The sequence below is a fragment of the Planococcus versutus genome (assembly GCF_001186155.3).
GTDB lineage: Bacteria > Bacillota > Bacilli > Bacillales_A > Planococcaceae > Planococcus > Planococcus versutus.
Map to the genome: position 1 here is coordinate 1,709,601 of NZ_CP016540.2, position 20,753 is coordinate 1,730,353.

Here is a 20,753-nt window from a genome sequence, read left to right on the forward strand (position 1 = left end):
AAGCTGTTTTTCAATAGAAAAACAGCCCTATTACTTTTTATTTTACATACTTACTGTTGTTTTGTCTTTGCAGATCCTTTTCAGCTGATTGTACTGTATTTCCCATAAGCATAGCAATAGTCATGGGACCCACTCCACCTGGAACTGGTGTTACAAAACTAGCTGTTTCTTGAACGTCTTGAAAATCTACATCTCCACAAAGTTTACCGTTTTCATCTCGATTCATTCCAACATCGATAATAACGGCTCCTGACTTAACATACGTATGATCAATAAATTTAGCTCGACCAATCGCAGCGATTAAAATATCTGCCTGCTTTGTAAAGCTTGCTAAATCGTTTGTTTTGGAATGACAGTATGTAACCGTCGCATCTTTTTGAAGCAATAACTGACCGATTGGCTTACCAACAATATTGCTGCGTCCGATGACAACCGCATGTTTACCTGCGAGATCGATTTCGTAATTAGAAAGTAACTCCATAATGCCATGTGGTGTACATGGCAAAAAAGCTTCCTTGCCAATCATCATGTTGCCAACAGAAATCGGATGAAAGCCATCTACGTCTTTATCCGGACTAATCGCTGATATCACTTTGAATTCATCAATTTGTTTTGGCAAAGGCAATTGTACAAGTATCCCGTGAATTTCTGGATCAGTATTCAATTCTTCAATTTTTGAAAGTAACTCCTGTTCAGTCAATGTGTCCGGATATTGATGAAGATCCGAACGCATCCCTAGTGCTTCACAAGTCTTTTTTTTATTTTTTACATATGTAAGAGAAGCGGAGTTTTCTCCAACTAACACAACGGCAAGCCCTGGTATGATTTCTTGTTGCGCCAATTTTTCCACACGCTCTTTTACTTGAATTTTTATTTTTTGGCTTACGGCTTTTCCATCAATCAATTTTGCAGTCATGTTAACTCCTCCAATTAATTTGCTGTTTCGTCGGTAAATTTTGAAAGAACACCATTAACAAACCGACTCGATTTATCGTCTCCAAAAGTTTTGCAAAGTTCAATAGCTTCGTTCATGACGACGCGTGCTGGTGCATCTTCCATATAATCTAGTTCAAAAATGGCCATGCGAAGAATCGTACGTTCAACTTTTGGCAAGCGTTCTAATGACCAGTTTTCTAAATGACCTACTAGCTTTTCATCAATTGTAGCCATATTTGTATAAGTGCCTTGAACTAATAAATCATAAAAATGATCATTTTCTCCTGCCATCACATGGTCCATTGCTTCATCAATTGTCAATTCAGTACCTTCTAATTGAAATAAGGTCTGAAGCGCTTTTTCTCGTGCTTCGTGTCGTTTCATTGTATATCCGGTCTCCTTTTCACAGCTAGTTGTCCCTTATTATACAGGTATTCGGTCTGAACTTCCATGTTTGAAATGTTCGGTCAATAGCATATAACACAATGTCTCTTGCAGCAAAGTTCTAAGATTTGCGAATCAAAACAAGCAAGGCTGCCTCAAACCTAAAAGGTCTTTTGGCAGCCTTGCTGTTTACTCTGTGGGTTTAGGTTCGAAATTGACGCCTGTAATATGAACATTAACTTCTTGAGTTTGAAGTGAGGTCATATTTTCAAGCGTTTGACGAACTTGTTCTTGAATTTTTAACGCGGTCTTGGGAATCGACACACCATAATCGATGACACAATAAACATCAATGGCTAACCCTTCTTCAGATAATTCGGTTTTGATGCCTTTGCCATGAACCTTTTTTCCTAAACGTTCAACAACATCCGAAGCAAAGTTACCACGCATGCTCGCAACGCCTGCGATGTCTGTTGCTGCAATACTAGCGATAATTTCCAATACTTCTGGGGCTACTTCAATATTACCTAAATCTTGTGCACCGTGAGACTTCATCCGTACGTAAGGTGCTGTTTTTTCTACCATTTGAGAAGCTCCTCCTTAAGATCCCAGTACATCGTATTTTTCAAGGAATTTCGTATTAAATTCTCCTGATTTAAATACTTCGTGATCCATTAGTTTTGAATGGAATGGAATCGTTGTGAACACGCCTTCGATTACAAACTCGTCTAATGCTCGTTTCATTTTTGCAACTGCTTCTTCGCGAGTGTCTGCAAATGTAATGAGTTTAGCGACCATAGAATCATAATACGGTGGAATCGTATAGCCCGAATACATAGCAGAATCGATTCTAACGCCCATGCCCCTGGAGGCAAGTACATATCTACTCTTCCTGCTGAAGGCATAAAATTTTTAGCAGGATTTTCCGCATTAATACGGCATTCAATCGACCAACCTTTAAAAGTAACATCTTCTTGTTTGTAGGCTAAGGTTTCACCAGATGCAACTTTCAATTGTTGCTGGATCAAATCTATTCCTGTAATCATTTCTGTTACGGGATGTTCTACTTGAATACGCGTATTCATTTCCATAAAGTAAAATTTTTGATTGACTGCGTCAAAAATAAATTCTACAGTACCTGCTCCGCGGTAGTCAACAGCTATCGCTGCTTTAACTGCAGCATCGCCCATTTCTGCACGTAATTCAGGAGACAGCGCCGGCGATGGTGCTTCTTCAACCAATTTTTGCATACGTCGCTGAATCGAGCAATCACGCTCTCCTAAATGAATAGCATTGCCATAAGAATCAGCAAGCACTTGGATTTCGATATGACGGAAATCTTCAATGAATTTCTCAATATAAACGCCAGGATTTCCAAAAGCTGCAGCCGCTTCTTTTTGCGTCATTTTCAGACCCGTGACGAAATCCTCACGCGTTCGCGCCACACGAATTCCTTTACCGCCACCACCTGCAGTAGCTTTGATAATGACTGGGAAGCCAATTTCATCAGCAATACGCAAGCCGTCTTCTTCACTTTCCACAATGCCAGTAGAACCCGGCACGACTGGAACACCTGCTTTGCGCATTGTTTCACGCGCAACGTCTTTAGTACCCATACGGGAAATCGCATCTGCAGTCGGCCCGATAAACATCATGTCACACGCTTCGCAAAGCTCAGCAAAACTAGCATTTTCAGCCAAAAACCCATAACCAGGATGAATCCCATCACAATTTGTCAGTTTCGCAACTGACATGATATTCGAAAAATTTAAATAGCTGTCTTTTGATAATTTTGGACCGATACAATACGCTTCATCGGCAAGTTCTACATGTAGCGCTTCTTTATCTGCCTCTGAATAAACCGCTACTGTTTCGATGCCCATTTCTTTACAAGCACGGATAATCCGAACCGCGATTTCTCCACGGTTTGCAATCAATACTTTTTTCATCGTTTTCATGGCTATCTCTCCTTTCCTCAGTTTGCTTTCACGAGGAATAAAGGCTGTCCATACTCAACAAGCTGTCCATCTTTTACAAGAATTTCAGCAATTTCCCCATCCACTTCTGCTTCAATTTCATTGAACAATTTCATTGCCTCAACAATTGAGACGATTTGGTCTGCAGTAACTTTCGTGCCGACTTGCACGTAAGCCGCTTCGTCTGGAGATGGCGATTCATAGAATGTCCCGACCATTGGTGATAAAATTTTGTGATAGTCAGAATCAGCGCCAGGTAGATCTGCTGTTTGTTCTTCAATTACCGGTTTTATTAGTTCTGTTTCTTTAGCCGGTTTTGTTGTCGGCATTTCTTCAGCATTAGCAAATTGTGGCTCTTGAATAGCCGTTTGACTTGGCTGCTGAGCATTTCCTAATCCATTTTTCTTCATTTTCACTTTAACGCCTTCGTACTCATAAGAGAATTCATCGATAGACGACCCATCTACTAATTTAATGATTTCACGGATTTCTTGAATTTTCATATCCATCCTTCTTTCTGATTATGTATTTAACTAATGTCTCTTCTATTTTAGACTTATTCCAACAACTTTGAAATAGATAATCTGAATTTCTAAAAAAAGACCTCTATATTTAGAGGTCTAGAGGGTTTTAATGAGCTCTTGAAACATATGAAGAGTCAGTTGTGTTGATGATTAATCGATCGCCTTCGTTAATAAAAAATGGCACTTGTACAGTTAAACCTGTTGTCAGTTTTGCTGGTTTTGAACCACCACTTGCTGTATCGCCTTTAATACCTGGGTCTGTTTCAGCCACTTCTAAAACCACCGTGTTTGGCAATTCCACACCTAATACTTCACCTTGAAACTGAATCACTTGAACTTCCATATTCTCTTGTAGGAATTTTAACTCGTGTTCAATGTTTTTCTCAGGCAATTCAATTTGATCGTATGTTTCTGAATCCATAAATGCATGCATATCACCATTAGCATATAAGTATTGCATTTTGCTGTTGTCAATTTGTGCTTTTGCAACTTTTTCTCCTGCGCGGAATGTCTTTTCAGTAACACTCCCAGTACGTAAATTACGTAGTTTTGAGCGCACAAACGCTGCACCTTTGCCTGGTTTTACATGTTGGAATTCCATAACACGCCAAATTCCGCCGTCTACTTCAATGGTGACACCTGTCTTAAAATCGTTTACTGAAATCATAGTAGTTCCTCCGTTTGTTATAAAATGCGTAGCTCTTTTGTGGAGTTAGTCAACCGTTCATTTCCTGACTCGGTTATCAGTATATCATCTTCAATGCGCACTCCGCCAATTCCCGGTAGATAAATTCCCGGTTCTACTGTTACCGCCATTCCCTGCTCTAAAATCGTTTCTGATTTAAAAGACAAACCTGGACTCTCGTGCACTTCTAAACCGATGCCGTGACCTGTCGAATGACCAAATGCATCGCCGTATCCTTTAGACTTGATATAATCACGCGCAATGGCATCTGCTTCGATTCCACTCATTCCTGGTCCGATCTTTTCAACGCCTAATTCTTGCGCCTTTAAGACAACATTATAAATTTCTTTCATTTTTTCTGAAGGTTCTCCAACAGCAACTGTGCGCGTGATATCTGAAATGTAGCCATTGTAAAGCGCACCAAAATCAAGCGTGATCATGTCGCCTTGTTCAATCACTTTATCCGATGCCACACCATGAGGAAATGCCGAACGAAGTCCTGAAGCCACAATAATATCAAAACTAGATGAAGTCGCACCTTGTTGTCTCATAAAAAACTCTAACTCGTTAGAAACTTCAAGCTCGGTAACACCAGCGCGAATAAACCCGCAAATGTGTTCAAATGCATCGTCCGCAATTTTGGCTGCGGCTTTTAACACAGACACCTCTTCTGGTGTTTTAACCATTCGAAGCTTTTCAATCAAATCGCTAATGGGTTCGAATTTTACATCTACTTTTTCTTTATAGGACATAACTGTTGAATACGTCATATAATCTTGTTCAAAAGCAAGTGTTTCGATTCCCCTCGATTGGACTGTTTTGATTACTTCATCCATTAGGTTTTTTTTCGCTTGAACTACTTTAAATTCTTTAACTTGCTCATTTGCTTGTTCGGTATAGCGAAAATCAGTAATAAAAACAGCTTCTTTCTTAGTGACAAGTGCCAGTCCTGCTGTTCCTGTAAATTCTGTAATGTACCTCAAATTATAAGGACTCGTGACGAGCACCGCTCCTACGTTTCTTTTTTCCATTTCAGCACGTAATTTTTGAAGTTTCACTGTATCCATCCTCTCTGTTATTGTAAAAGCAATGCATGAAGTGCTAATTTGTAAACATTTTGACCAAAGCCAACTATTTGTCCGGCGCTAACCGGTGCAATAAATGAATGATGGCGGAATGTCTCTCGTTTGTGGACATTTGATATATGTACTTCTATAACAGGAACGTCTATCGCAGCAATAGCATCTCGTATCGCAATGCTCGTATGTGTATAAGCACCTGCATTTAAAACAATACCAGATAACGCATCATCCCCAGCGCCGTGAATCCAGTCAATCAATTCACCTTCATGATTAGATTGTCGGCAAATCAATTCAATACCGTGATGGTAAGAAAATTCCACAAGATCTTGTTCTAACTCTTCTAATGTGAACGTTCCATATGCTTCTTTTTCACGCTTACCCAGACGATTCAAATTCGGACCGTTCAAAACCAGTACACGCATGCATCGATACCCTCCTCTCAATGCTCTCTCCATTATTTTAACATATCAGAACAATCGAGCAACTATAAAAGAAAAATGACAGTAGCCGTGTAGATTCGACGGGCATAAGATGCTCTCGCGAAGCGACGTTTCTTCAGCCGCACAGCTAGAGTGGCTTATGACCCTAGAATCTGGCTGTTGGAGCCTAGACATAAGAAAAGCGACAGCAGCCGTGTAGATTCGCCGGGCTTAAGACGACTTACTAAAAAGCCTTTTCAAGCTAAACACATATAAAACGCGGTGGCTAGTTAGCCACCGCGTTCATTAGTTTACAATCCACATTTTAATTGAGCACTACAGTTGGTGCATGTGTTGCAACCACCCATTTCTTCGACTGTTCCTTTTCGACAAACTGGACAAGTGTCGCCTACTTCAGAACCAATCGAAACGTTTGTTGAACGAATGTCTTGAATCGTATCAATTAATACGATCGGGCGTTTACCCGATTCTTCCGGTTGCTCTTCATCTTCAAAATTATTGTCTTCTGCTGTTAATGTTAATACTTGAGAATCCCGACTGCCATCGACATAAACTGTGCCGCCTTTAGCCCCACCTTTATACAAACGCTCATATACGCCTTCTACTTGTTCGACCGTATAACCGCGTGGTGCGTTAACCGTTTTTGAGATAGAAGAATCAATCCAGCGTTGGATAATGCATTGAACATCTGCATGTGCTTCTGGTGCTAGTTCCATTGATGTTACAAATGCTTTTGGTAAGTTTTCTTCATCAGCTTCTGGGTTGTTTTTTAAGTATTCACGAACAATATCCGCTTTAACTTCAATAAATTTACCAAGACGTCCACTACGGTAATAAGTAAACGAATAATAAGGTTCAAGTCCTGTTGAAACGCCTACCATTGTACCAGTAGATCCTGTAGGAGCGACTGTCAATAAATGAGAGTTGCGAATTCCTTTTTCAAGAACTGCTTCGCGAACATGCTCTGGCATGTCTTGCATAAATCCAGTGTTCGTAAATGCTTTGCGAAGTGCTGCTGTTTCTTCATCTGTTTTACCAACTAGGAATGGAAAACTGCCACGTTCTGCCGCTATGTCCGTTGAAATTTCGTAAGCTGCAGTCGCAATCGTCTTGAAGATTTCATCCACAAGTTCATTGCCTTCTGGTGAACCATATTCTTTGTCGCAGTAAATCAGTAGATCAGCTAATCCCATAACTCCAAGACCTACACGGCGTTCGCCAAGTGCTTGTATTTGGTTTTCTTCAAGGAAATATGGTGTTGCATCAATTACGTTATCTTGCATGCGGACACCGACACGAACAGTTTCTTTTAAGCTTTCAAAATCAACTGTTTTTGTTTTTGGATCTGCAAATTGCGCCAAGTTGACTGCTGCTAAGTTACAAACCGAATAAGGCGCTAATGGTTGTTCTCCACAAGGGTTTGTTGCTACAACTTTTTGACCATATGCTGCGGCATTGGTTTTTTCATTAGCATTATCGATAAAGAAAATACCCGGTTCTGCTGAATACGTTGCACAAATATTGATCAAGTTCCAGAGTTCACGCGCTTTCATCGTACGGTAAACACGAACGCCATGTCCCATGCTTTCCCATTCACGAACATCACCAATTTCTTGCCATTTTTTGTTATAAACAGCCATTTCTTCTTTTGAATATGACTCAACTGCCGGGAAACGCAAGTCAAAATCCGCATCATTTTCGACTGCTGTCATAAAGTCACTCGTCAATGTAACTGAAATATTCGCTCCAGTTAGGAATTCTTCGTTATGAACAGAATACGTACCACCATCGCGCAATTTCGTGTCAGCATCTCGCATAATTTTTTCATTAAATCCACCCATGCCAGGAATTGTACGGTAGTTCAAAATTCCTTGATACATTGCATCTTCTTGAGCTGTCAGCGGTTTAAATTTCAATTTATCGTAAGCTAACTTTTTAATCGTCTCATCATTTGTTTTTTCGATTAAATAACGTAAAATTCTTGGGTTTTGCATTTTCGAAATGATAAATTCTGCGATATCTGGATGCCAGTCTGCAAGCATGATCATTTGCGCACCACGTCGTGATCCACCTTGTTCAACAAGATGTGTCAGTTTTGCAATATCATCCAACCAAGATACAGATCCTGATGATTTGCCATTGACTCCACGAGCTAACGTGTTGCGCGGACGAAGGGTTGAACCGTTTGTACCGACGCCTCCTCCGCGACTCATAATTTCCATTACTTGTTTACGGTGATCTGAAATGCCTTCACGTGAATCCGCAACAAATGGCATTACGTAACAATTAAAATAAGTTACATCTGTATCTGCTCCCGCTCCATAAAGAACACGTCCAGCTGGAATAAACTTCAAATCAACCAATTGCTGATAGAATTTCTCAAACCATTCTTGACGCTTTTCAACTGTTTTCTCAACAGAAGCAAGACCAGTTGCGTTACGTTTTGCAATTTGCTCATAGAAAACTTCCATCGGCTTTTCAATCACTTCGATCGGACGGTTAACAACGCCTGCTGCTTGTTCTTCTGGGTTATCAATTGCGCTTCTATAATCTTCTTCAATCCAAACTTTTGCTTTGTTTGCATCTTTATCGATTGAAACGATATATCCAAGGCCGCGAGCTGGAAACTTCGGATCTTCTTTAACCGTTAAAACAACAAAATCACCTGCTTTAAGTGTTTTTTTCTCTGTGTCCTTAAACGAATAACGGTCAATCATAACAAGGCGCGATACCCCTTTATGCGTTAACTTCATATCGGGTGAGATTGCATGAACTTGTGGGAACGTTTTGATATCTTCATTTAAAGCTTGTGTGTTTAATGAATACTGGGATTGTTGTGTGGCGGAAACCATTTGACAATTCCTCCTTTATGTTATATGGAGCTAGATACTATATATAGTATTACTTCGATTCCCATCATACTACATATTGAAACTTGTTTTCAATAACAAGTTTCTGACGGAATTTCCAATTTGCTTGGAAAGCTCGATTCATCAAGGTTTCTCCAATGAAAATGAGCCGAAAGACACTACACGCGAAAATTCCATTCAGAATTCGCATATTTTTTTTGTTCAATGGTCTTGACTTCTTCAAGTTGTTGAGCAGTTAGTTGGAATGGAGTAAAGTTGATCGATAAAGCCTGTTCAAATCCAGCTTTAAAAGCTCGGATGCATTGTTCTTGTGTGACTGGCTGCTCGCTTAGTAAATTAATAGCAACGGCTTTTTCTGGGATTTTAAGACGCATCCGCTCTTTCGCCGTTTCACTTGAAAATTTAAAAACCGATAAAAGTTTTTCAGCGTCCAAGTCAAGCAAAATGGCACCGTGTTGCAAGATAACTCCTTTTTGGCGCGTTTGAGCACTTCCTGCTACTTTCTTGCCTTCAACGACCATTTCATACCAGCTTGGCGCATCAAAACAAACAGCTGATTTTGGCTTTTTCAAATCCGTTCGCTGATCTTCTGTATCAGGCACCGAAAAGGAAGCATCTAATCCTAAGTTGTGAAAACCTTTTAATAAACCTTCACTCAATGCCCGGTAGACCTCTGTGACTGTTTCAGGCATACCCGGATAAGCTTCGCTCACAATAATACTATATGTAAGTTCATGTTCATGAAGAACACCTCTGCCACCAGTTGGTCGACGAACAAATCCCAGTCCAAGCCGATCTACTGCTTCCATATCGATTTCTTTTTCTACTTTTTGAAAATAGCCGATTGAAAGAGCTGCTGGTTGCCAACTGTAAAAACGAATCACAGGTGGAATAAGTCCTTCACTATGCCATGTTAGCAAGGCTTCGTCTAACGCCATATTAAAAGATGGACTTCCCGCACCTGAATTTATAAAATTCCATTTTGGATATTTCACAAGATCGCCTCCTATTTCCGATAATTAGTGTAACATTGGCATTGAATATCCGTCATCTCTTCTCTTATAATAAAGGAAGAGTAGAAAGGGGCAAGAACATTGGAGTTTTTATACATTACGATCGCAATACTGTTAGCAATCCTCATTTATGCGGTAATTACTTATTTCCGCATGAAAAAAGCTGTCACGAACTTGACACAAGAACAATTTATCGAAGGTTATCGCAAAGCTCAATTAATTGATGTCCGCGAGCCGAAAGATTTTGCGGCAGGTCACATTTTAGGAGCCCGCAATATTCCTCAAACACAATTGCGTCAGCGTTATAAAGAAATCCGTCAAGACAAGCCGGTTTATTTATACGACCAAAACGGAGCACGTAGTGGCCGTGTTGCAATTTTCTTGAAGAAAAAAGGCTATAAACAATTGTTCCAACTGCAAGGCGGGTTTAAACAATGGACCGGAAAAATTAAAGCTAAAAATTAAACACTTAAAACCCTTCCACCTATGCTTGGAAGGGTTTTTTTCTATCTTCATGACTTCCTCACTGTCTAAGACCCTAACAGCCACTCAGGTGCGTTAATAGCGTTGTATCTCTCTTTTTTTAAAAGAGCCGTTACTTAAATGCTTCCATACAAAAAAGGCGTGAAAGCCAAATAGCTTTCACGCCTTTTTAATTTCTATTCAGTTTTATAGTAACGAAGCACAGGCTTACGTGCCGCTTTTGTTTCATCTAAGCGGTTGATGACTGTCGTATGCGGTGCATTTTGAACAATTTCCGGATTATCTTCAACTTCTTTGGCAATTTGAATCAGTGCATCGATAAACGCATCCAATGTTTCTTTAGATTCGGTTTCAGTTGGTTCAATCATCATGCCTTCTTCAACGTTTAATGGGAAGTAGATTGTTGGCGGATGATAGCCAAAGTCAAGCAAGCGTTTGGCCATGTCTAATGTACGGACGCCCAATTTTTTCTGGCGACGTCCACTTAAGACAAATTCATGCTTGCAATGACGATCGTATGGCAAATCAAAATGAGGCTGTAATTTACGCATCATGTAGTTGGCGTTCAACACAGCATATTCTGTGACTGCCTTTAAGCCATCTGGTCCCATTGACCGAATGTACGTATAGGCGCGTACGTTAATACCGAAGTTACCATAGTATGGTTTAACACGACCAATTGACTCTGGACGGTTGTAGTCAAACGTATAAGCATCATCTTTTTTTACTAATAGTGGTTTTGGCAAATACGGCAGTAAATCTTTTTTTACGCCTACTGGACCTGATCCCGGACCACCGCCACCATGAGGTCCTGTGAACGTTTTATGCAAGTTCAAGTGAACCACATCAAAGCCCATGTCACCAGGACGAGCCTTTGACATAACCGCGTTCAAGTTGGCACCGTCGTAATACAGTTTCCCACCAACTTCATGAACAATCGCTGCCATTTCTAAAATTTGTTCTTCAAATAAACCGAGTGTATTTGGGTTGGTCAACATTAACGCCGCTGTATCGTCTCCAATAACACGCTTCAAATCTTCTAAATCCACAAGTCCTTGATCACTCGATTTAACCGTTACCGTCTCAAATCCAGCAACAGTTGCTGAAGCAGGATTTGTGCCATGTGCCGAATCTGGAACAATAACTTTTGTTCGTTTTAAATCGCCACGTGACTCATGGTAAGCCCGAATCATCATCAAGCCTGTCCACTCACCGTGTGCGCCTGCAGCCGGCTGCAATGTTACTTCGTCCATCCCAGTAATTTCTTTCAAATGTTCTTGTAAATCAAACATCAATTCAAGAGCTCCTTGAACTGTTTTTTCATCTTGTAACGGATGAATGTTTGCAAATCCGGGGAAACGCGCAACAGATTCATTAATTTTTGGATTGTACTTCATCGTACAAGAACCGAGTGGATAAAAACCTGAATCTACACCGTGGTTACGGTTTGATAAGGCTGTGTAATGACGCATGATATCAAGTTCTGATACTTCTGGCAGTTCTGCTACTTCTGTACGAATTAAATCAGCTGGTAATAACTCGCTCAAATCAACTTCAGGTACGTCAAGTGTTGGCAAGCTATAGCCGATGCGGCCTTCTTTTGTTAATTCAAAAATTAGCGCTTGGTTGTCCTTATGCATGAGTAGCACCTACTTTCTGTACTTTTGCAGCAATTTCTTGCACAAATATATCGATTTCTTCTTTTGTTCGCTGTTCAGTAACTGCAATTAGCATATGGTTTTGGAATTCGTCGTAGCTCAATCCCAGATCATATCCGCCGATTATGTCTTGTTCAAACAAATGATCGTTTAATTGCTTGACCGATTCTTTGGTCTTTATAACGAATTCATTAAAGTGAGCGCCTTTAAAGACAATTTCGAATCCGGCTTTTTCCATTTGTTGTTTCATATAATGTGTTTTAACGATATTTTGTTTTGCAATTTCTTGTGTTCCTACTTTGCCGAGAGCTGTCATCGCAACTGAAGCCGCTAATGCGTTCAACGCTTGGTTCGAACAGATATTAGACGTCGCTTTATCGCGACGAATATGCTGTTCACGAGCTTGCAACGTCAACACGAATCCGCGACGGCCTTCATCATCTGTTGTTTCTCCAACAAGACGACCTGGAACTTTGCGCATTAATTTTTTCGTTACTGCAAAATAACCACAATGCGGTCCACCGTATGCTTCTGGAATGCCGAAAGGCTGTGCATCCCCCACCGTAATATCTGCACCTAGTTGACCTGGGGCAGTTAATGCACCAAGTGCTAATGGATTTGAAGAAACTGATAACAATGCGCCTGATCCATGTACGATTGGTTCAATTTCTTTTAAGTTTTCAACTTGACCGAAAAAATTTGGATATTGAATCATTACTGTCGCAACGTCATCGTCCATCATTTCTTTTAATGCGTTCAAGTCAGTATGCCCGTCTTTTAATGGGATTTCTATTACATCAATCGACTGGCCAAGTGCATATGTGCGCACAACGTCACGTGATTCTGGATGAACTGCACGAGATACAAGTATTTTCTTACGTTTTGTGTGTCCCGCAGCAAGCATCCCTGCTTCAGCAAGTGCTGTACCGCCGTCATACATAGAAGAGTTAGCAATATCCATGCCTGTCAATTCACTAATCATTGTTTGGAATTCAAAAATTGCTTGCAATTCACCTTGTGAAATTTCTGGCTGGTAAGGAGTGTAGGCTGTGTAAAACTCAGAACGTGAAATTACATGATCAACAATAATTGGCTTGTAATGATCGTATACACCCGCTCCAAGGAATGAAGCATAACGATTAGTGTCGGCGTTTTTAGCAGCAAGCTGTGCCAATTCTTTGGTCAGTGAAGACTCAGATTTAGCCGGTTTGATATTGTATTCGCCTTTAAAACGGACTTTTTCTGGAATGTCTGCAAACAATTCATCTATAGATTCGATACCGATTGTTTCCAACATTTCTTGTTTGTCTTGTACGGTCATTGGTAAATAGCGATGTTTCATAGAGTGCTGTCCCCTTTTCAAGTTAGATTAGTTTGATCGTTTGTAAAATGGTGTTTCTATTGTTCTCGCTTTTAATCGTTTGCCACGAATTTCAACTTCTAATTCAAGACCCAATTCAGTGTGCTCACTTGAAACTAACGCTAATCCGATATTTTTCTTAAGTGTTGGCGATTGCGTACCTGTTGTCACTTCACCAATTTTTTGGTCTCCTGCATATACTGGATAGCCAAAACGTGGAATTCCTTTATCCACCATTTCAATGCCTATTAACTTACGCGGCACACCCGCTTCTTTTTGAGTAGCTAAGGCTTTTTTGCCACTAAAATCTTGTTCTTTTTTTAGTTTTACCACAAAGTTAATACCTGCCTCTAGTGGGGTAATGTCTTTGGACAATTCCTGGCCATATAACGCAAGACAGGCTTCAAAGCGCAATGTGTCACGAGCACCTAAACCAACAGGAACTAGCCCTTCAGCTTCACCTTCAGCTAAAATAGTTTCCCACAAACTCACTAACGATTCAGGAGCGGCATAAATTTCAAAACCATTTTCTCCTGTATAACCTGTACGAGATAAAATCACTGTTTGGTTTGCTATTTTCACATTTTCTTTAAAACGGAAAGGTTTAATGGTTGTTAACTCTTCGTCTGTTAATCGCTGAAGTATAGTTTCAGCTAATGGGCCTTGCAACGCTAACAAGCCGTAACGATCAGAGGCATTATCTATTGTCACATCGCCCTTTTTTGTTTGTTCCATCCATTCAACGTCTTTTTCAATATTAGAAGCATTTACTACTAATAAGTAATGCTCATCTGCTAATTTATAAATCAATAAATCATCAACGGTTCCACCGTCTTCGTAACACATTGCTGTATATTGCGCTTGACCATCTTGAATTTTGGACACATCATTCGTGACGAGGTGTTGGAGGTACGTTAAGCTATCTGCACCTGTGACAAAAATTTCTCCCATATGTGATACATCAAAAAGACCCGCTTTTGTTCGAACTGCTTCATGCTCTTCTTTAATACTCGAAAATTGCACAGGCAATTCCCAACCGCCAAAATCAATGGTTTTACCACCATATTTTGAATACGTTTCAAACAGAGGTGTACGCTTTAACTGTGTCAATGAAATTCCTCCTCATTCTTCAACTTCGTTTTGGTCAGACCAAAAAGCATCTGAGCACAAAAAAAGACAGAGATTTCCCTTTAAAGGGAAATCTCTGTCCTGGAACCTGAAAGTTTACCGTAATGGTTTTCCTCGTTGGTAGCTGACATGCAGCATTCTCCAGAGATGCGTCCTATACGAGTCTTTTTGCCTGAGAGATTCACGACTTTTGTCATTTGCTCCTTCGGCGACGCATTCGCGTTCTCTCCTCGTACAATCATCCGCCCAAATCAAAAATGTTTGGTCCAAAATGCTATACAGAATAGTATAACTTTGAATATATCTTAACATTGATTATAGGAAAGCGCAATCTTTTTTACATAGTAGAACAAAAGACGAATAATTAATTTTTTTAAGATAAAATCATTCGCCTTTTAGTCTATTTACTTGAAAAGCAGCATATTGTGTAATTTGTCGCAAGGTCCGAAATTCCGTTCGTATTGTAATATGAGCCGTTTGTTTATAATCCCGATAACGCGATTTATGCAACGCTTCTATTTCATCGCGTGTCGATTGTCGCACAATCGGTCGATTCGGATCTCGATGAATGCGACGCCAAATTTCCCGAAAAGGCGCATCTAAAAACATTACCAATCCTGTATTTCTCATGATTTTTTGGTTTTCTTTCCGCATCGTCACACCACCTCCAGTAGAAATGATGCAAAAATCGTTTTTAAAATTTTGCAAAAACTGTGTTTCGAGATCCCTAAAATATCGTTCGCCATACTGTTCAAAAATTTCAGGGATCGTTTTCCCTGTCTGTCGAACAATTTCTTTGTCCATGTCATAGAAGGGCAGTTTTAACAGAAAGCTTAGTCTTCTGCCGACTGCGCTTTTTCCGCAGCCCATGAATCCAATCAAATATATTCTATTCATCCTACCCACCCGATACTTACCTCTACTCAGGTATATTATTTTGCTCAAAATCCTTCAGTAGTTGTATAGTAGCATGTCTATGCATTTTTTCCAAACCATCATATGTTTTATATTGAATGGAATACTGCATAAGTAGGTGAGATAACAGCATTAAGGCTGTTATGAAAAAAACGATTGCAATCGGATACACGGCACCTTTTTCATTACGGAGCTGACGTAAAAACATATTCAGCCTCTTCTATTGTTCCAGTTGAAAATTCTACGCGAATTTGTAAGCTATCGCCGCTTATCGAAAATTGACTTTGGTAGATTCGTGTCAACATAACTTCATGGCCTTTTCTATTTTTTTGTTTACGAACCATATTTGTGTAAAGTTCGATATCAAATTCCTCTCCTTTTTGGACAACACGAATTCCGTTACCTCCATTTATAACTTCAATCGAGTCACTTTGATGCAAGTAGTTTTGCAAATCAATTGCAAACAATCGCCATTCTGCCTCATGCGGATCCAAGTCCTCTGTAAATCGAATCATAAAGCTAAAAAATAAGACGATGAGCGGCAATATAAGCATAAGTACAAACAAATCGAAAAGCGCCGTTAAAAAGGTAAATCCTTTGTCATCCAATTGTCTTACTTGATGCATAATTGTCGCCGTTGTTTTTTATAGTCCATATATTCTACACAAAGTTCATCCGACATTTGCCATTGATACAAAATGCCATTCACCATTCGTTGTCCTTGCATGCGACCTGTTGCATTCTTCTCCCTGGCTGCTTCGTGCAAAGTTTCAAATGCATTTACTCGTTCTTTTTTTACATGAAGACTGTGTTGTGCACCAATCATCACAGGAAGCAAACTACCAAAAATCACAAAGACAATCGACAAACTGACCATAGTTTCTGCCCACGAAACCCCTCTATCATTCAGAAAACACCACTCTCCCTCCCCCGAGATGAACGGTCACTGCTTTTTCTCCACTGCTTGTAGCAAATCGCAGTGTTCCAGATTGAACAACTGTACCGTTTGAATTAAAGTAAATTTCAGTGAGATTGCTAGTTTTTTTTAGTTGAATTGATTTAGGTATCTTTCTGGATAGAACAATCGTTTGAATATCTGTAAAGATTTCATAACTTTCTTTTTTTTCTCTAAAAACCACTTTGGCTGTTTGAGTTGTAGCATGAGTTTGACTTTGTGCAAAGTAGATATCTTGTTGAAAAAGCTCAAAAAAACGTTTTTCTTCTTTTCTGATCGTATAATTTTGATAACTTGGAATAACAATCAAAACAACGGTCATTAATACCGCTAACACTAAAAGCATCTCCAGTAAGGTGAATCCTTGCTCTTTAAGGTTTGGCAGAAGTTACCACGCCTTCAGCTGAAATGGTGATCAAGTCTCCATTCGGGCAATCCGTTTCTCCATTTTTTAGATATCCTTCACTTTCAAGGTTACCTATAGTTGGAACCGCTTTAAAATCCATTCGATAAGACTCTACTTGACCTTGAACCATTTGCACAAAAGCTTTACATCCTTTTTCATCAACAGCAGACGATTGTTTCGTAACGTTCGGAATCGCAATGGCTATAAGCACAGTAATAATTAACATTACGATTAACATTTCAATTAATGTAAATCCTCTTTGATTTTTTAAGTAACGCATGTGTTTCCTCCTTATATGGTATGAACTAAGTTGTACATTGGCATCAAAATTGCTAAATAAGCACCTACTATGCAAATAGCAATTATGATAAAAAAGCTAGGTTGAATAATTCGTAATAATTGTTGCGTTTGTTGTTCAATTCTTTCCATTAGTACTTCGCTGTAAAGAATCATTTCTTTACCCAAATATCCTGTTTGTTCACCGTGTCGAATAAAAGCTGCCATGTCTTTAGAAATAAATGAAAAACGTTCCAGCGACATTGAAAATGACTGCCCCATCAATAACTCTTCATGGGATAAATTCGCCATGTACTGAATGATTTTGTGATAATTTTGGCGTTGCAATAAATCTAGTGATTCTTGCATTGAAATTCCACTATGCAATAAAGTTCCTAACTCACGAGCCAACAAATGCGACCAGTATAATTTCATAAATCTTCGCAAAATAGGTATAGCTAGTAACCAAGTAATTTGTTTTTGAATCACTTGTCTTTTAAGCACTAGTCTAAAGACGTAAATTGAAAAAGCAAAACTTACAAAGAGCGCAATAAAAAAATCGGGCAAACTTAACAAATAAGCTGGAACTCCACTTTCTTCGCTTCCTGATTGCAGCGATTTCATCATCTCAGTTAAATTTGGAACATAACTGGTTCGAAAAAATAAAAACAAGATAGAAGTGAATATCAATAGCGATACTGGATAAATGAGTATATTTTTCAACTTTTTTTGCACTTGTTCTGTTCGTGCAAAACTTTTCGCAATGCTGTCGATAGATTCTGGCAAACGTCCATGGTATTCTGCAATTTCTATTGGAAACAACACATGATCGTTGAACCCTAAAAATTTTAGAATTTCAGCAGCATTGCCACCACTTTTTAAAATTCCAGCGATGCCACTCAATGCTAGTTCTAGCTTTTGAGTATGCATCGGCAACAATAGGCTTAAGGCAACTGGCAACAAATATCCTTCTTTCATTAAGACAGCTAAACGCGTCAAGAACTGCTCACGATCATGAAGACGGATCTTGTTTGACTGCATAGGAAGCCTCAATGGCACCAATTTTCACTCCTTCTTTTACTTGTCCATCAAATGATAAATGACTGGGCAAAGCATATGCTTTTTTATCACTAGCCGAAGATAAGGCTTGCTCTAATCTTTGTCCTTCTAAAATTTCATAAAGTGCACGGTAACAAGGCTCTGTTTGTCCGATTTCAGAAAACATTGGAATAATTTTTTGAGCCGAAACAGCGATTAAGGTTTGAGCCATCTCTTCAAATGAAATACCGAGATCATATAACCGATGCAAACAGCCAACAGAATGTCTAGCGTGAATAGTCGAAAACACTAAATGTCCAGTTAATGCAGCACGTACTGCAATTTGAGCCGTTTCTGCATCACGAATTTCTCCAATCATAATGATGTCAGGGTCATGACGTAAAATCGCTTTTAACCCAGTTGCATAGCTGAGCCCCGCTTTTTCATTTACTTGAATTTGTAAAATCGCTTGATTTTTTCGCTCTACAGGATCTTCAAGTGTAATAATGTTTCGATTGAGTTTTTCAGCACAATGCTTTAATAAAGAATACAACGTCGTTGATTTTCCACATCCAGTCGGACCCGTAAATAAAATTAACCCTTGAGACGCTTCAGATAACTTCTCAAGCAAATGTGCTGAATCACGAAAAGCAGCTAATTGATGAATCGATTGTGCTGTATCGTCTGGCATAATACGAATGACGATGCTTTCTTTTGTTAAAACCGATGGCAAGGTTGAAATTCGAAAATAATGGGATAAGTCGTTGATGGCAAGCTGAAAAGAACCGGTTTGGGGTTTTCTTTTTTCACTCATGTCCAGAAGGGATAAATATTTGAAATAAGCAATCATGCGATCACCTAAATCAAAGGGGAGTTGTGTCACTTGTCGCAAGTTTTGGAACGAACGATAAGAAACAGTATAGCAGGATGGTTCGGGTTTAATGTGGATGTCTGTAGTGCCTTTTTTTGCCGCATCGTGCAAAAGATCAACACAGCGACGCTCGATAATTGATTGCATATCCACCTCCTGTTTCACTTTGAACAAAGGCCGCTTCTTTGCTCACCCATAGTATAACCAGCTCTTTTTGAGAAAGAAATACTATTGGTCAAAATAATTTTTTACCTCCCGAAATCAAGCCAAATCTCATTTTTGACTAGGTTGTTTGTAAACACCCACTATACGCAAAACAAAATTTTTCTAGATTTAATCATCAGACTCAAACCGTACACGTGTTTGTCACAAAGAAAGATGAACTCGCTGTTTACACATTCACTCTGTTTCCTATATAATGAATGAGAGATTATTGTGTTGTGGCAAAGGAGGGATTACCCATGAATAATATGTTCAAATTAATGGGATGGTGGACTGGAATATTTGCAGTTCTCTTTTATGTTGGCGATATGGTTGAAGTATCATTGCTAATGGTAGCGAATACCGGTATTTTTGTTCTTCTTGGATTTTTAAATATTTCTGAACGCATGTATTTGTATATTTTTGGTGCTTATTTAACAATCTTTTTCGTAGGCTTTACTTATTACTCTACGTTCATCCACGTTCCTGGCGCTGGACATTAATCAATGTGAATAAAAAACAAAAGGTGCATCGGAAAGTCCGATGCACCTTTTGTTTTTTATAATCCAACCAAAAATGGATTGCTTTTCTTTTCTTGCGCTGGCGTCGTTTCTGGGCCATGTCCTGGATAAAGAATCATGTGTTCAGAGAGTGTCAATAGCGACTCTTGTATCGACTGTAAAAGCTTTTTCTCAGAGCCTTCGATCAAGTCAGTCCGACCAATACTTCCACGGAATATCGTATCTCCAACAATTGCAAATCCTTCTTTGCCAAATGAATAACTGACACTGCCCGGCGAATGTCCCGGCGTATGAAAAAGATCCATTTCAAAAGAATCGATTTGCAAAGTCTTTTGATCTGTCAATAACACATCCGCGTCTTTTATTCGATAATCAGGTACTTCTGCGTATTTTCCTGAACCGTTTAAATTCGGACGGCTAAGCCAGTCTTTTTCTAAGTGATGCAAATAAACAGGAACCGAATAATATTCGCGGATGTCATCTACTGCTCCAATATGATCAAAATGAGCATGCGTCAATAAAATCGCAAGTGGTGTTAAACTTTTCTTTTTCACCAATGCTTTAATTTTTGCACTTTCTTCTCCTGGATCGAAAATCAAGCAATTTTTCTGATTATCCGAAATAATGTAACAGTTTGTCTGGATAGGTCCCAGCTCTAGTTGGTCAATTTTCAACATTTACTTTCACCTCACTTTGATTATAGCATGTGACTTTCTTTCATACTGTCAAGATACCGACACTTTTTATCCTCGACAAAACCGCAGAATATCATTACAATATAAAGAGAACAAAGCGGCACTGGCTGTTTAAGTTGAAGGGAGTGTCATCGATGAGTTGGATGTTAGTAGTTATTTTTGGACTTATTGCAATTCTTGCAGCAATCGGCACTGTACAAACGCTCAAAAATAAAGAAGTTCTAGGTTTTCTTTTTAACTTTGGGACATTGGTAATTTTTGGCGGCTTTGCTATTGCTACACTTATCACACAAGGTTATCCACCCGCTCTTTAATTGATTGAAAAAAACTGACTCC

Annotated in this window: 23 protein-coding genes, 1 pseudogene and 1 riboswitch; of the genes and pseudogenes, 3 read left to right on the plus strand and 21 right to left on the minus strand. The window is 39.3% G+C overall.

What is annotated here, in order from left to right; all coding sequences use genetic code 11:
* Window positions 1-37: 37 nt before the first annotated feature.
* The 10 genes and pseudogenes from folD to I858_RS08770 form a co-directional block, all read right to left on the minus strand.
* The gene (folD, locus tag I858_RS08725; protein WP_065524722.1) at window positions 38-916 is read right to left on the minus strand and encodes a bifunctional methylenetetrahydrofolate dehydrogenase/methenyltetrahydrofolate cyclohydrolase FolD; all 879 of its coding nucleotides are present in this window, start codon (window positions 914-916) and stop codon (window positions 38-40) included.
* Window positions 917-930: 14 nt separating this feature from the next.
* Window positions 931-1,320: a transcription antitermination factor NusB gene (gene nusB, locus I858_RS08730; protein ID WP_065524721.1), complete on the minus strand. Its 390-nt coding sequence runs from the start codon at window positions 1,318-1,320 to the stop codon at window positions 931-933.
* A 189-nt stretch (window positions 1,321-1,509) separates the two neighbouring features.
* Complete coding sequence (locus I858_RS08735) at window positions 1,510-1,905, minus strand: Asp23/Gls24 family envelope stress response protein (RefSeq protein WP_065524720.1); 396 nt, start codon at window positions 1,903-1,905, stop codon at window positions 1,510-1,512.
* Window positions 1,906-1,920: 15 nt separating this feature from the next.
* A pseudogene (gene accC, locus I858_RS08740) lies at window positions 1,921-3,269 on the minus strand (acetyl-CoA carboxylase biotin carboxylase subunit).
* A gap of 26 nt (window positions 3,270-3,295) precedes the next feature.
* Complete coding sequence (gene accB / locus I858_RS08745; protein WP_065524719.1) at window positions 3,296-3,799, minus strand: acetyl-CoA carboxylase biotin carboxyl carrier protein; 504 nt, start codon at window positions 3,797-3,799, stop codon at window positions 3,296-3,298.
* A gap of 127 nt (window positions 3,800-3,926) precedes the next feature.
* Window positions 3,927-4,487: an elongation factor P gene (gene efp, locus I858_RS08750; RefSeq protein ID WP_065524718.1), complete on the minus strand. Its 561-nt coding sequence runs from the start codon at window positions 4,485-4,487 to the stop codon at window positions 3,927-3,929.
* Between the two features lie 17 nt (window positions 4,488-4,504).
* Complete coding sequence (locus I858_RS08755) at window positions 4,505-5,572, minus strand: M24 family metallopeptidase (protein WP_275425612.1); 1,068 nt, start codon at window positions 5,570-5,572, stop codon at window positions 4,505-4,507.
* An 8-nt stretch (window positions 5,573-5,580) separates the two neighbouring features.
* A complete protein-coding gene (gene aroQ / locus I858_RS08760; RefSeq protein WP_065524716.1) occupies window positions 5,581-6,009 on the minus strand; it encodes a type II 3-dehydroquinate dehydratase in 429 nt (142 codons plus the stop codon).
* A 308-nt stretch (window positions 6,010-6,317) separates the two neighbouring features.
* Window positions 6,318-8,879, minus strand: a complete 2,562-nt coding sequence (locus tag I858_RS08765; RefSeq protein WP_065524715.1) for a vitamin B12-dependent ribonucleotide reductase — start codon at window positions 8,877-8,879, stop codon at window positions 6,318-6,320.
* A 176-nt stretch (window positions 8,880-9,055) separates the two neighbouring features.
* Window positions 9,056-9,835, minus strand: a complete 780-nt coding sequence (locus I858_RS08770; protein ID WP_065524934.1) for a lipoate--protein ligase family protein — start codon at window positions 9,833-9,835, stop codon at window positions 9,056-9,058.
* 156 nt (window positions 9,836-9,991) lie between these two features.
* Between I858_RS08770 and I858_RS08775 the strand changes: the two genes are divergently transcribed.
* The gene (locus tag I858_RS08775) at window positions 9,992-10,375 is read left to right on the plus strand and encodes a rhodanese-like domain-containing protein (protein ID WP_065524714.1); all 384 of its coding nucleotides are present in this window, start codon (window positions 9,992-9,994) and stop codon (window positions 10,373-10,375) included.
* A 194-nt stretch (window positions 10,376-10,569) separates the two neighbouring features.
* On the opposite strand, the gene gcvPB is transcribed toward I858_RS08775, so the two are convergent.
* From gcvPB to comGA, 10 genes are all read right to left on the minus strand, one after another.
* Window positions 10,570-12,033, minus strand: coding sequence for an aminomethyl-transferring glycine dehydrogenase subunit GcvPB (gene gcvPB / locus I858_RS08780; protein WP_065524713.1), 1,464 nt, complete (start codon window positions 12,031-12,033; stop codon window positions 10,570-10,572).
* On the minus strand, window positions 12,026-13,393 hold the full coding sequence (gene gcvPA / locus I858_RS08785) for an aminomethyl-transferring glycine dehydrogenase subunit GcvPA (protein ID WP_065524712.1): 1,368 nt from the start codon (window positions 13,391-13,393) through the stop codon (window positions 12,026-12,028). Before gcvPA ends, gcvPB begins: the two co-directional genes overlap by 8 nt.
* A 27-nt stretch (window positions 13,394-13,420) precedes the next feature.
* On the minus strand, window positions 13,421-14,521 hold the full coding sequence (gcvT, locus tag I858_RS08790) for a glycine cleavage system aminomethyltransferase GcvT (protein WP_065524711.1): 1,101 nt from the start codon (window positions 14,519-14,521) through the stop codon (window positions 13,421-13,423).
* Window positions 14,522-14,689: 168 nt separating this feature from the next.
* Window positions 14,690-14,781, minus strand: a riboswitch (glycine riboswitch).
* Between the two features lie 142 nt (window positions 14,782-14,923).
* On the minus strand, window positions 14,924-15,436 hold the full coding sequence (locus I858_RS08795; RefSeq protein ID WP_065524710.1) for a shikimate kinase: 513 nt from the start codon (window positions 15,434-15,436) through the stop codon (window positions 14,924-14,926).
* 203 nt (window positions 15,437-15,639) lie between these two features.
* Window positions 15,640-16,080: a competence type IV pilus minor pilin ComGF gene (gene comGF, locus I858_RS08805; RefSeq protein ID WP_065524708.1), complete on the minus strand. Its 441-nt coding sequence runs from the start codon at window positions 16,078-16,080 to the stop codon at window positions 15,640-15,642.
* Entirely contained in the window at window positions 16,068-16,331 is a 264-nt protein-coding gene (locus I858_RS08810; protein WP_065524707.1) for a hypothetical protein, read from the minus strand. The genes comGF and I858_RS08810 overlap by 13 nt, the downstream gene beginning before the upstream one ends.
* 25 nt (window positions 16,332-16,356) lie before the next feature.
* Entirely contained in the window at window positions 16,357-16,794 is a 438-nt protein-coding gene (gene comGD, locus I858_RS08815; RefSeq protein WP_275425622.1) for a competence type IV pilus minor pilin ComGD, read from the minus strand.
* A complete protein-coding gene (comGC, locus tag I858_RS08820) occupies window positions 16,781-17,095 on the minus strand; it encodes a competence type IV pilus major pilin ComGC (protein ID WP_065524705.1) in 315 nt (104 codons plus the stop codon). The genes comGD and comGC overlap by 14 nt, the downstream gene beginning before the upstream one ends.
* Window positions 17,096-17,106: 11 nt before the next feature.
* On the minus strand, window positions 17,107-18,132 hold the full coding sequence (gene comGB, locus I858_RS08825) for a competence type IV pilus assembly protein ComGB (protein ID WP_065524704.1): 1,026 nt from the start codon (window positions 18,130-18,132) through the stop codon (window positions 17,107-17,109).
* Complete coding sequence (comGA, locus tag I858_RS08830) at window positions 18,104-19,147, minus strand: competence type IV pilus ATPase ComGA (RefSeq protein WP_065524703.1); 1,044 nt, start codon at window positions 19,145-19,147, stop codon at window positions 18,104-18,106. The genes comGB and comGA overlap by 29 nt, the downstream gene beginning before the upstream one ends.
* Window positions 19,148-19,461: 314 nt before the next feature.
* Here comGA and I858_RS08835 point away from each other — a divergent pair, with 314 nt between their 5' ends.
* Window positions 19,462-19,704: a DUF2626 domain-containing protein gene (locus tag I858_RS08835; protein ID WP_065524702.1), complete on the plus strand. Its 243-nt coding sequence runs from the start codon at window positions 19,462-19,464 to the stop codon at window positions 19,702-19,704.
* Between the two features lie 56 nt (window positions 19,705-19,760).
* Here I858_RS08835 and I858_RS08840 read toward each other — a convergent pair whose 3' ends face one another.
* Entirely contained in the window at window positions 19,761-20,399 is a 639-nt protein-coding gene (locus tag I858_RS08840; protein ID WP_065524701.1) for an MBL fold metallo-hydrolase, read from the minus strand.
* 152 nt (window positions 20,400-20,551) lie between these two features.
* Between I858_RS08840 and I858_RS08845 the strand changes: the two genes are divergently transcribed.
* A complete protein-coding gene (locus I858_RS08845; protein ID WP_065524700.1) occupies window positions 20,552-20,731 on the plus strand; it encodes a DUF2759 domain-containing protein in 180 nt (59 codons plus the stop codon).
* Window positions 20,732-20,753: the final 22 nt, after the last annotated feature.

Excerpts from the sequence above, each read along its gene's own strand:
- accB (WP_065524719.1), bottom strand. The coding sequence starts at position 3,799 with ATGAAAATTCAAGAAATCCGTGAAATCATTAAATTAGTAGATGGGTCG.
- I858_RS08840 (WP_065524701.1), bottom strand. The coding sequence starts at position 20,399 with ATGTTGAAAATTGACCAACTAGAGCTGGGACCTATCCAGACAAACTGT.
- comGF (WP_065524708.1), bottom strand. The coding sequence starts at position 16,080 with ATGCATCAAGTAAGACAATTGGATGACAAAGGATTTACCTTTTTAACG.
- I858_RS08810 (WP_065524707.1), bottom strand. The coding sequence starts at position 16,331 with ATGGTCAGTTTGTCGATTGTCTTTGTGATTTTTGGTAGTTTGCTTCCT.
- nusB (WP_065524721.1), bottom strand. The coding sequence starts at position 1,320 with ATGAAACGACACGAAGCACGAGAAAAAGCGCTTCAGACCTTATTTCAA.
- gcvPB (WP_065524713.1), bottom strand. The coding sequence starts at position 12,033 with ATGCATAAGGACAACCAAGCGCTAATTTTTGAATTAACAAAAGAAGGC.
- comGB (WP_065524704.1), bottom strand. The coding sequence starts at position 18,132 with ATGCAGTCAAACAAGATCCGTCTTCATGATCGTGAGCAGTTCTTGACG.
- efp (WP_065524718.1), bottom strand. The coding sequence starts at position 4,487 with ATGATTTCAGTAAACGATTTTAAGACAGGTGTCACCATTGAAGTAGAC.
- I858_RS08845 (WP_065524700.1), top strand. The coding sequence starts at position 20,552 with ATGAGTTGGATGTTAGTAGTTATTTTTGGACTTATTGCAATTCTTGCA.
- I858_RS08795 (WP_065524710.1), bottom strand. The coding sequence starts at position 15,436 with ATGAATAGAATATATTTGATTGGATTCATGGGCTGCGGAAAAAGCGCA.
- gcvPA (WP_065524712.1), bottom strand. The coding sequence starts at position 13,393 with ATGAAACATCGCTATTTACCAATGACCGTACAAGACAAACAAGAAATG.
- I858_RS08755 (WP_275425612.1), bottom strand. The coding sequence starts at position 5,572 with ATGGATACAGTGAAACTTCAAAAATTACGTGCTGAAATGGAAAAAAGA.
- I858_RS08835 (WP_065524702.1), top strand. The coding sequence starts at position 19,462 with ATGAATAATATGTTCAAATTAATGGGATGGTGGACTGGAATATTTGCA.
- I858_RS08735 (WP_065524720.1), bottom strand. The coding sequence starts at position 1,905 with ATGGTAGAAAAAACAGCACCTTACGTACGGATGAAGTCTCACGGTGCA.
- comGA (WP_065524703.1), bottom strand. The coding sequence starts at position 19,147 with ATGCAATCAATTATCGAGCGTCGCTGTGTTGATCTTTTGCACGATGCG.
- I858_RS08765 (WP_065524715.1), bottom strand. The coding sequence starts at position 8,879 with ATGGTTTCCGCCACACAACAATCCCAGTATTCATTAAACACACAAGCT.
- aroQ (WP_065524716.1), bottom strand. The coding sequence starts at position 6,009 with ATGCGTGTACTGGTTTTGAACGGTCCGAATTTGAATCGTCTGGGTAAG.
- folD (WP_065524722.1), bottom strand. The coding sequence starts at position 916 with ATGACTGCAAAATTGATTGATGGAAAAGCCGTAAGCCAAAAAATAAAA.
- comGC (WP_065524705.1), bottom strand. The coding sequence starts at position 17,095 with ATGCGTTACTTAAAAAATCAAAGAGGATTTACATTAATTGAAATGTTA.
- I858_RS08770 (WP_065524934.1), bottom strand. The coding sequence starts at position 9,835 with ATGGCGTTAGACGAAGCCTTGCTAACATGGCATAGTGAAGGACTTATT.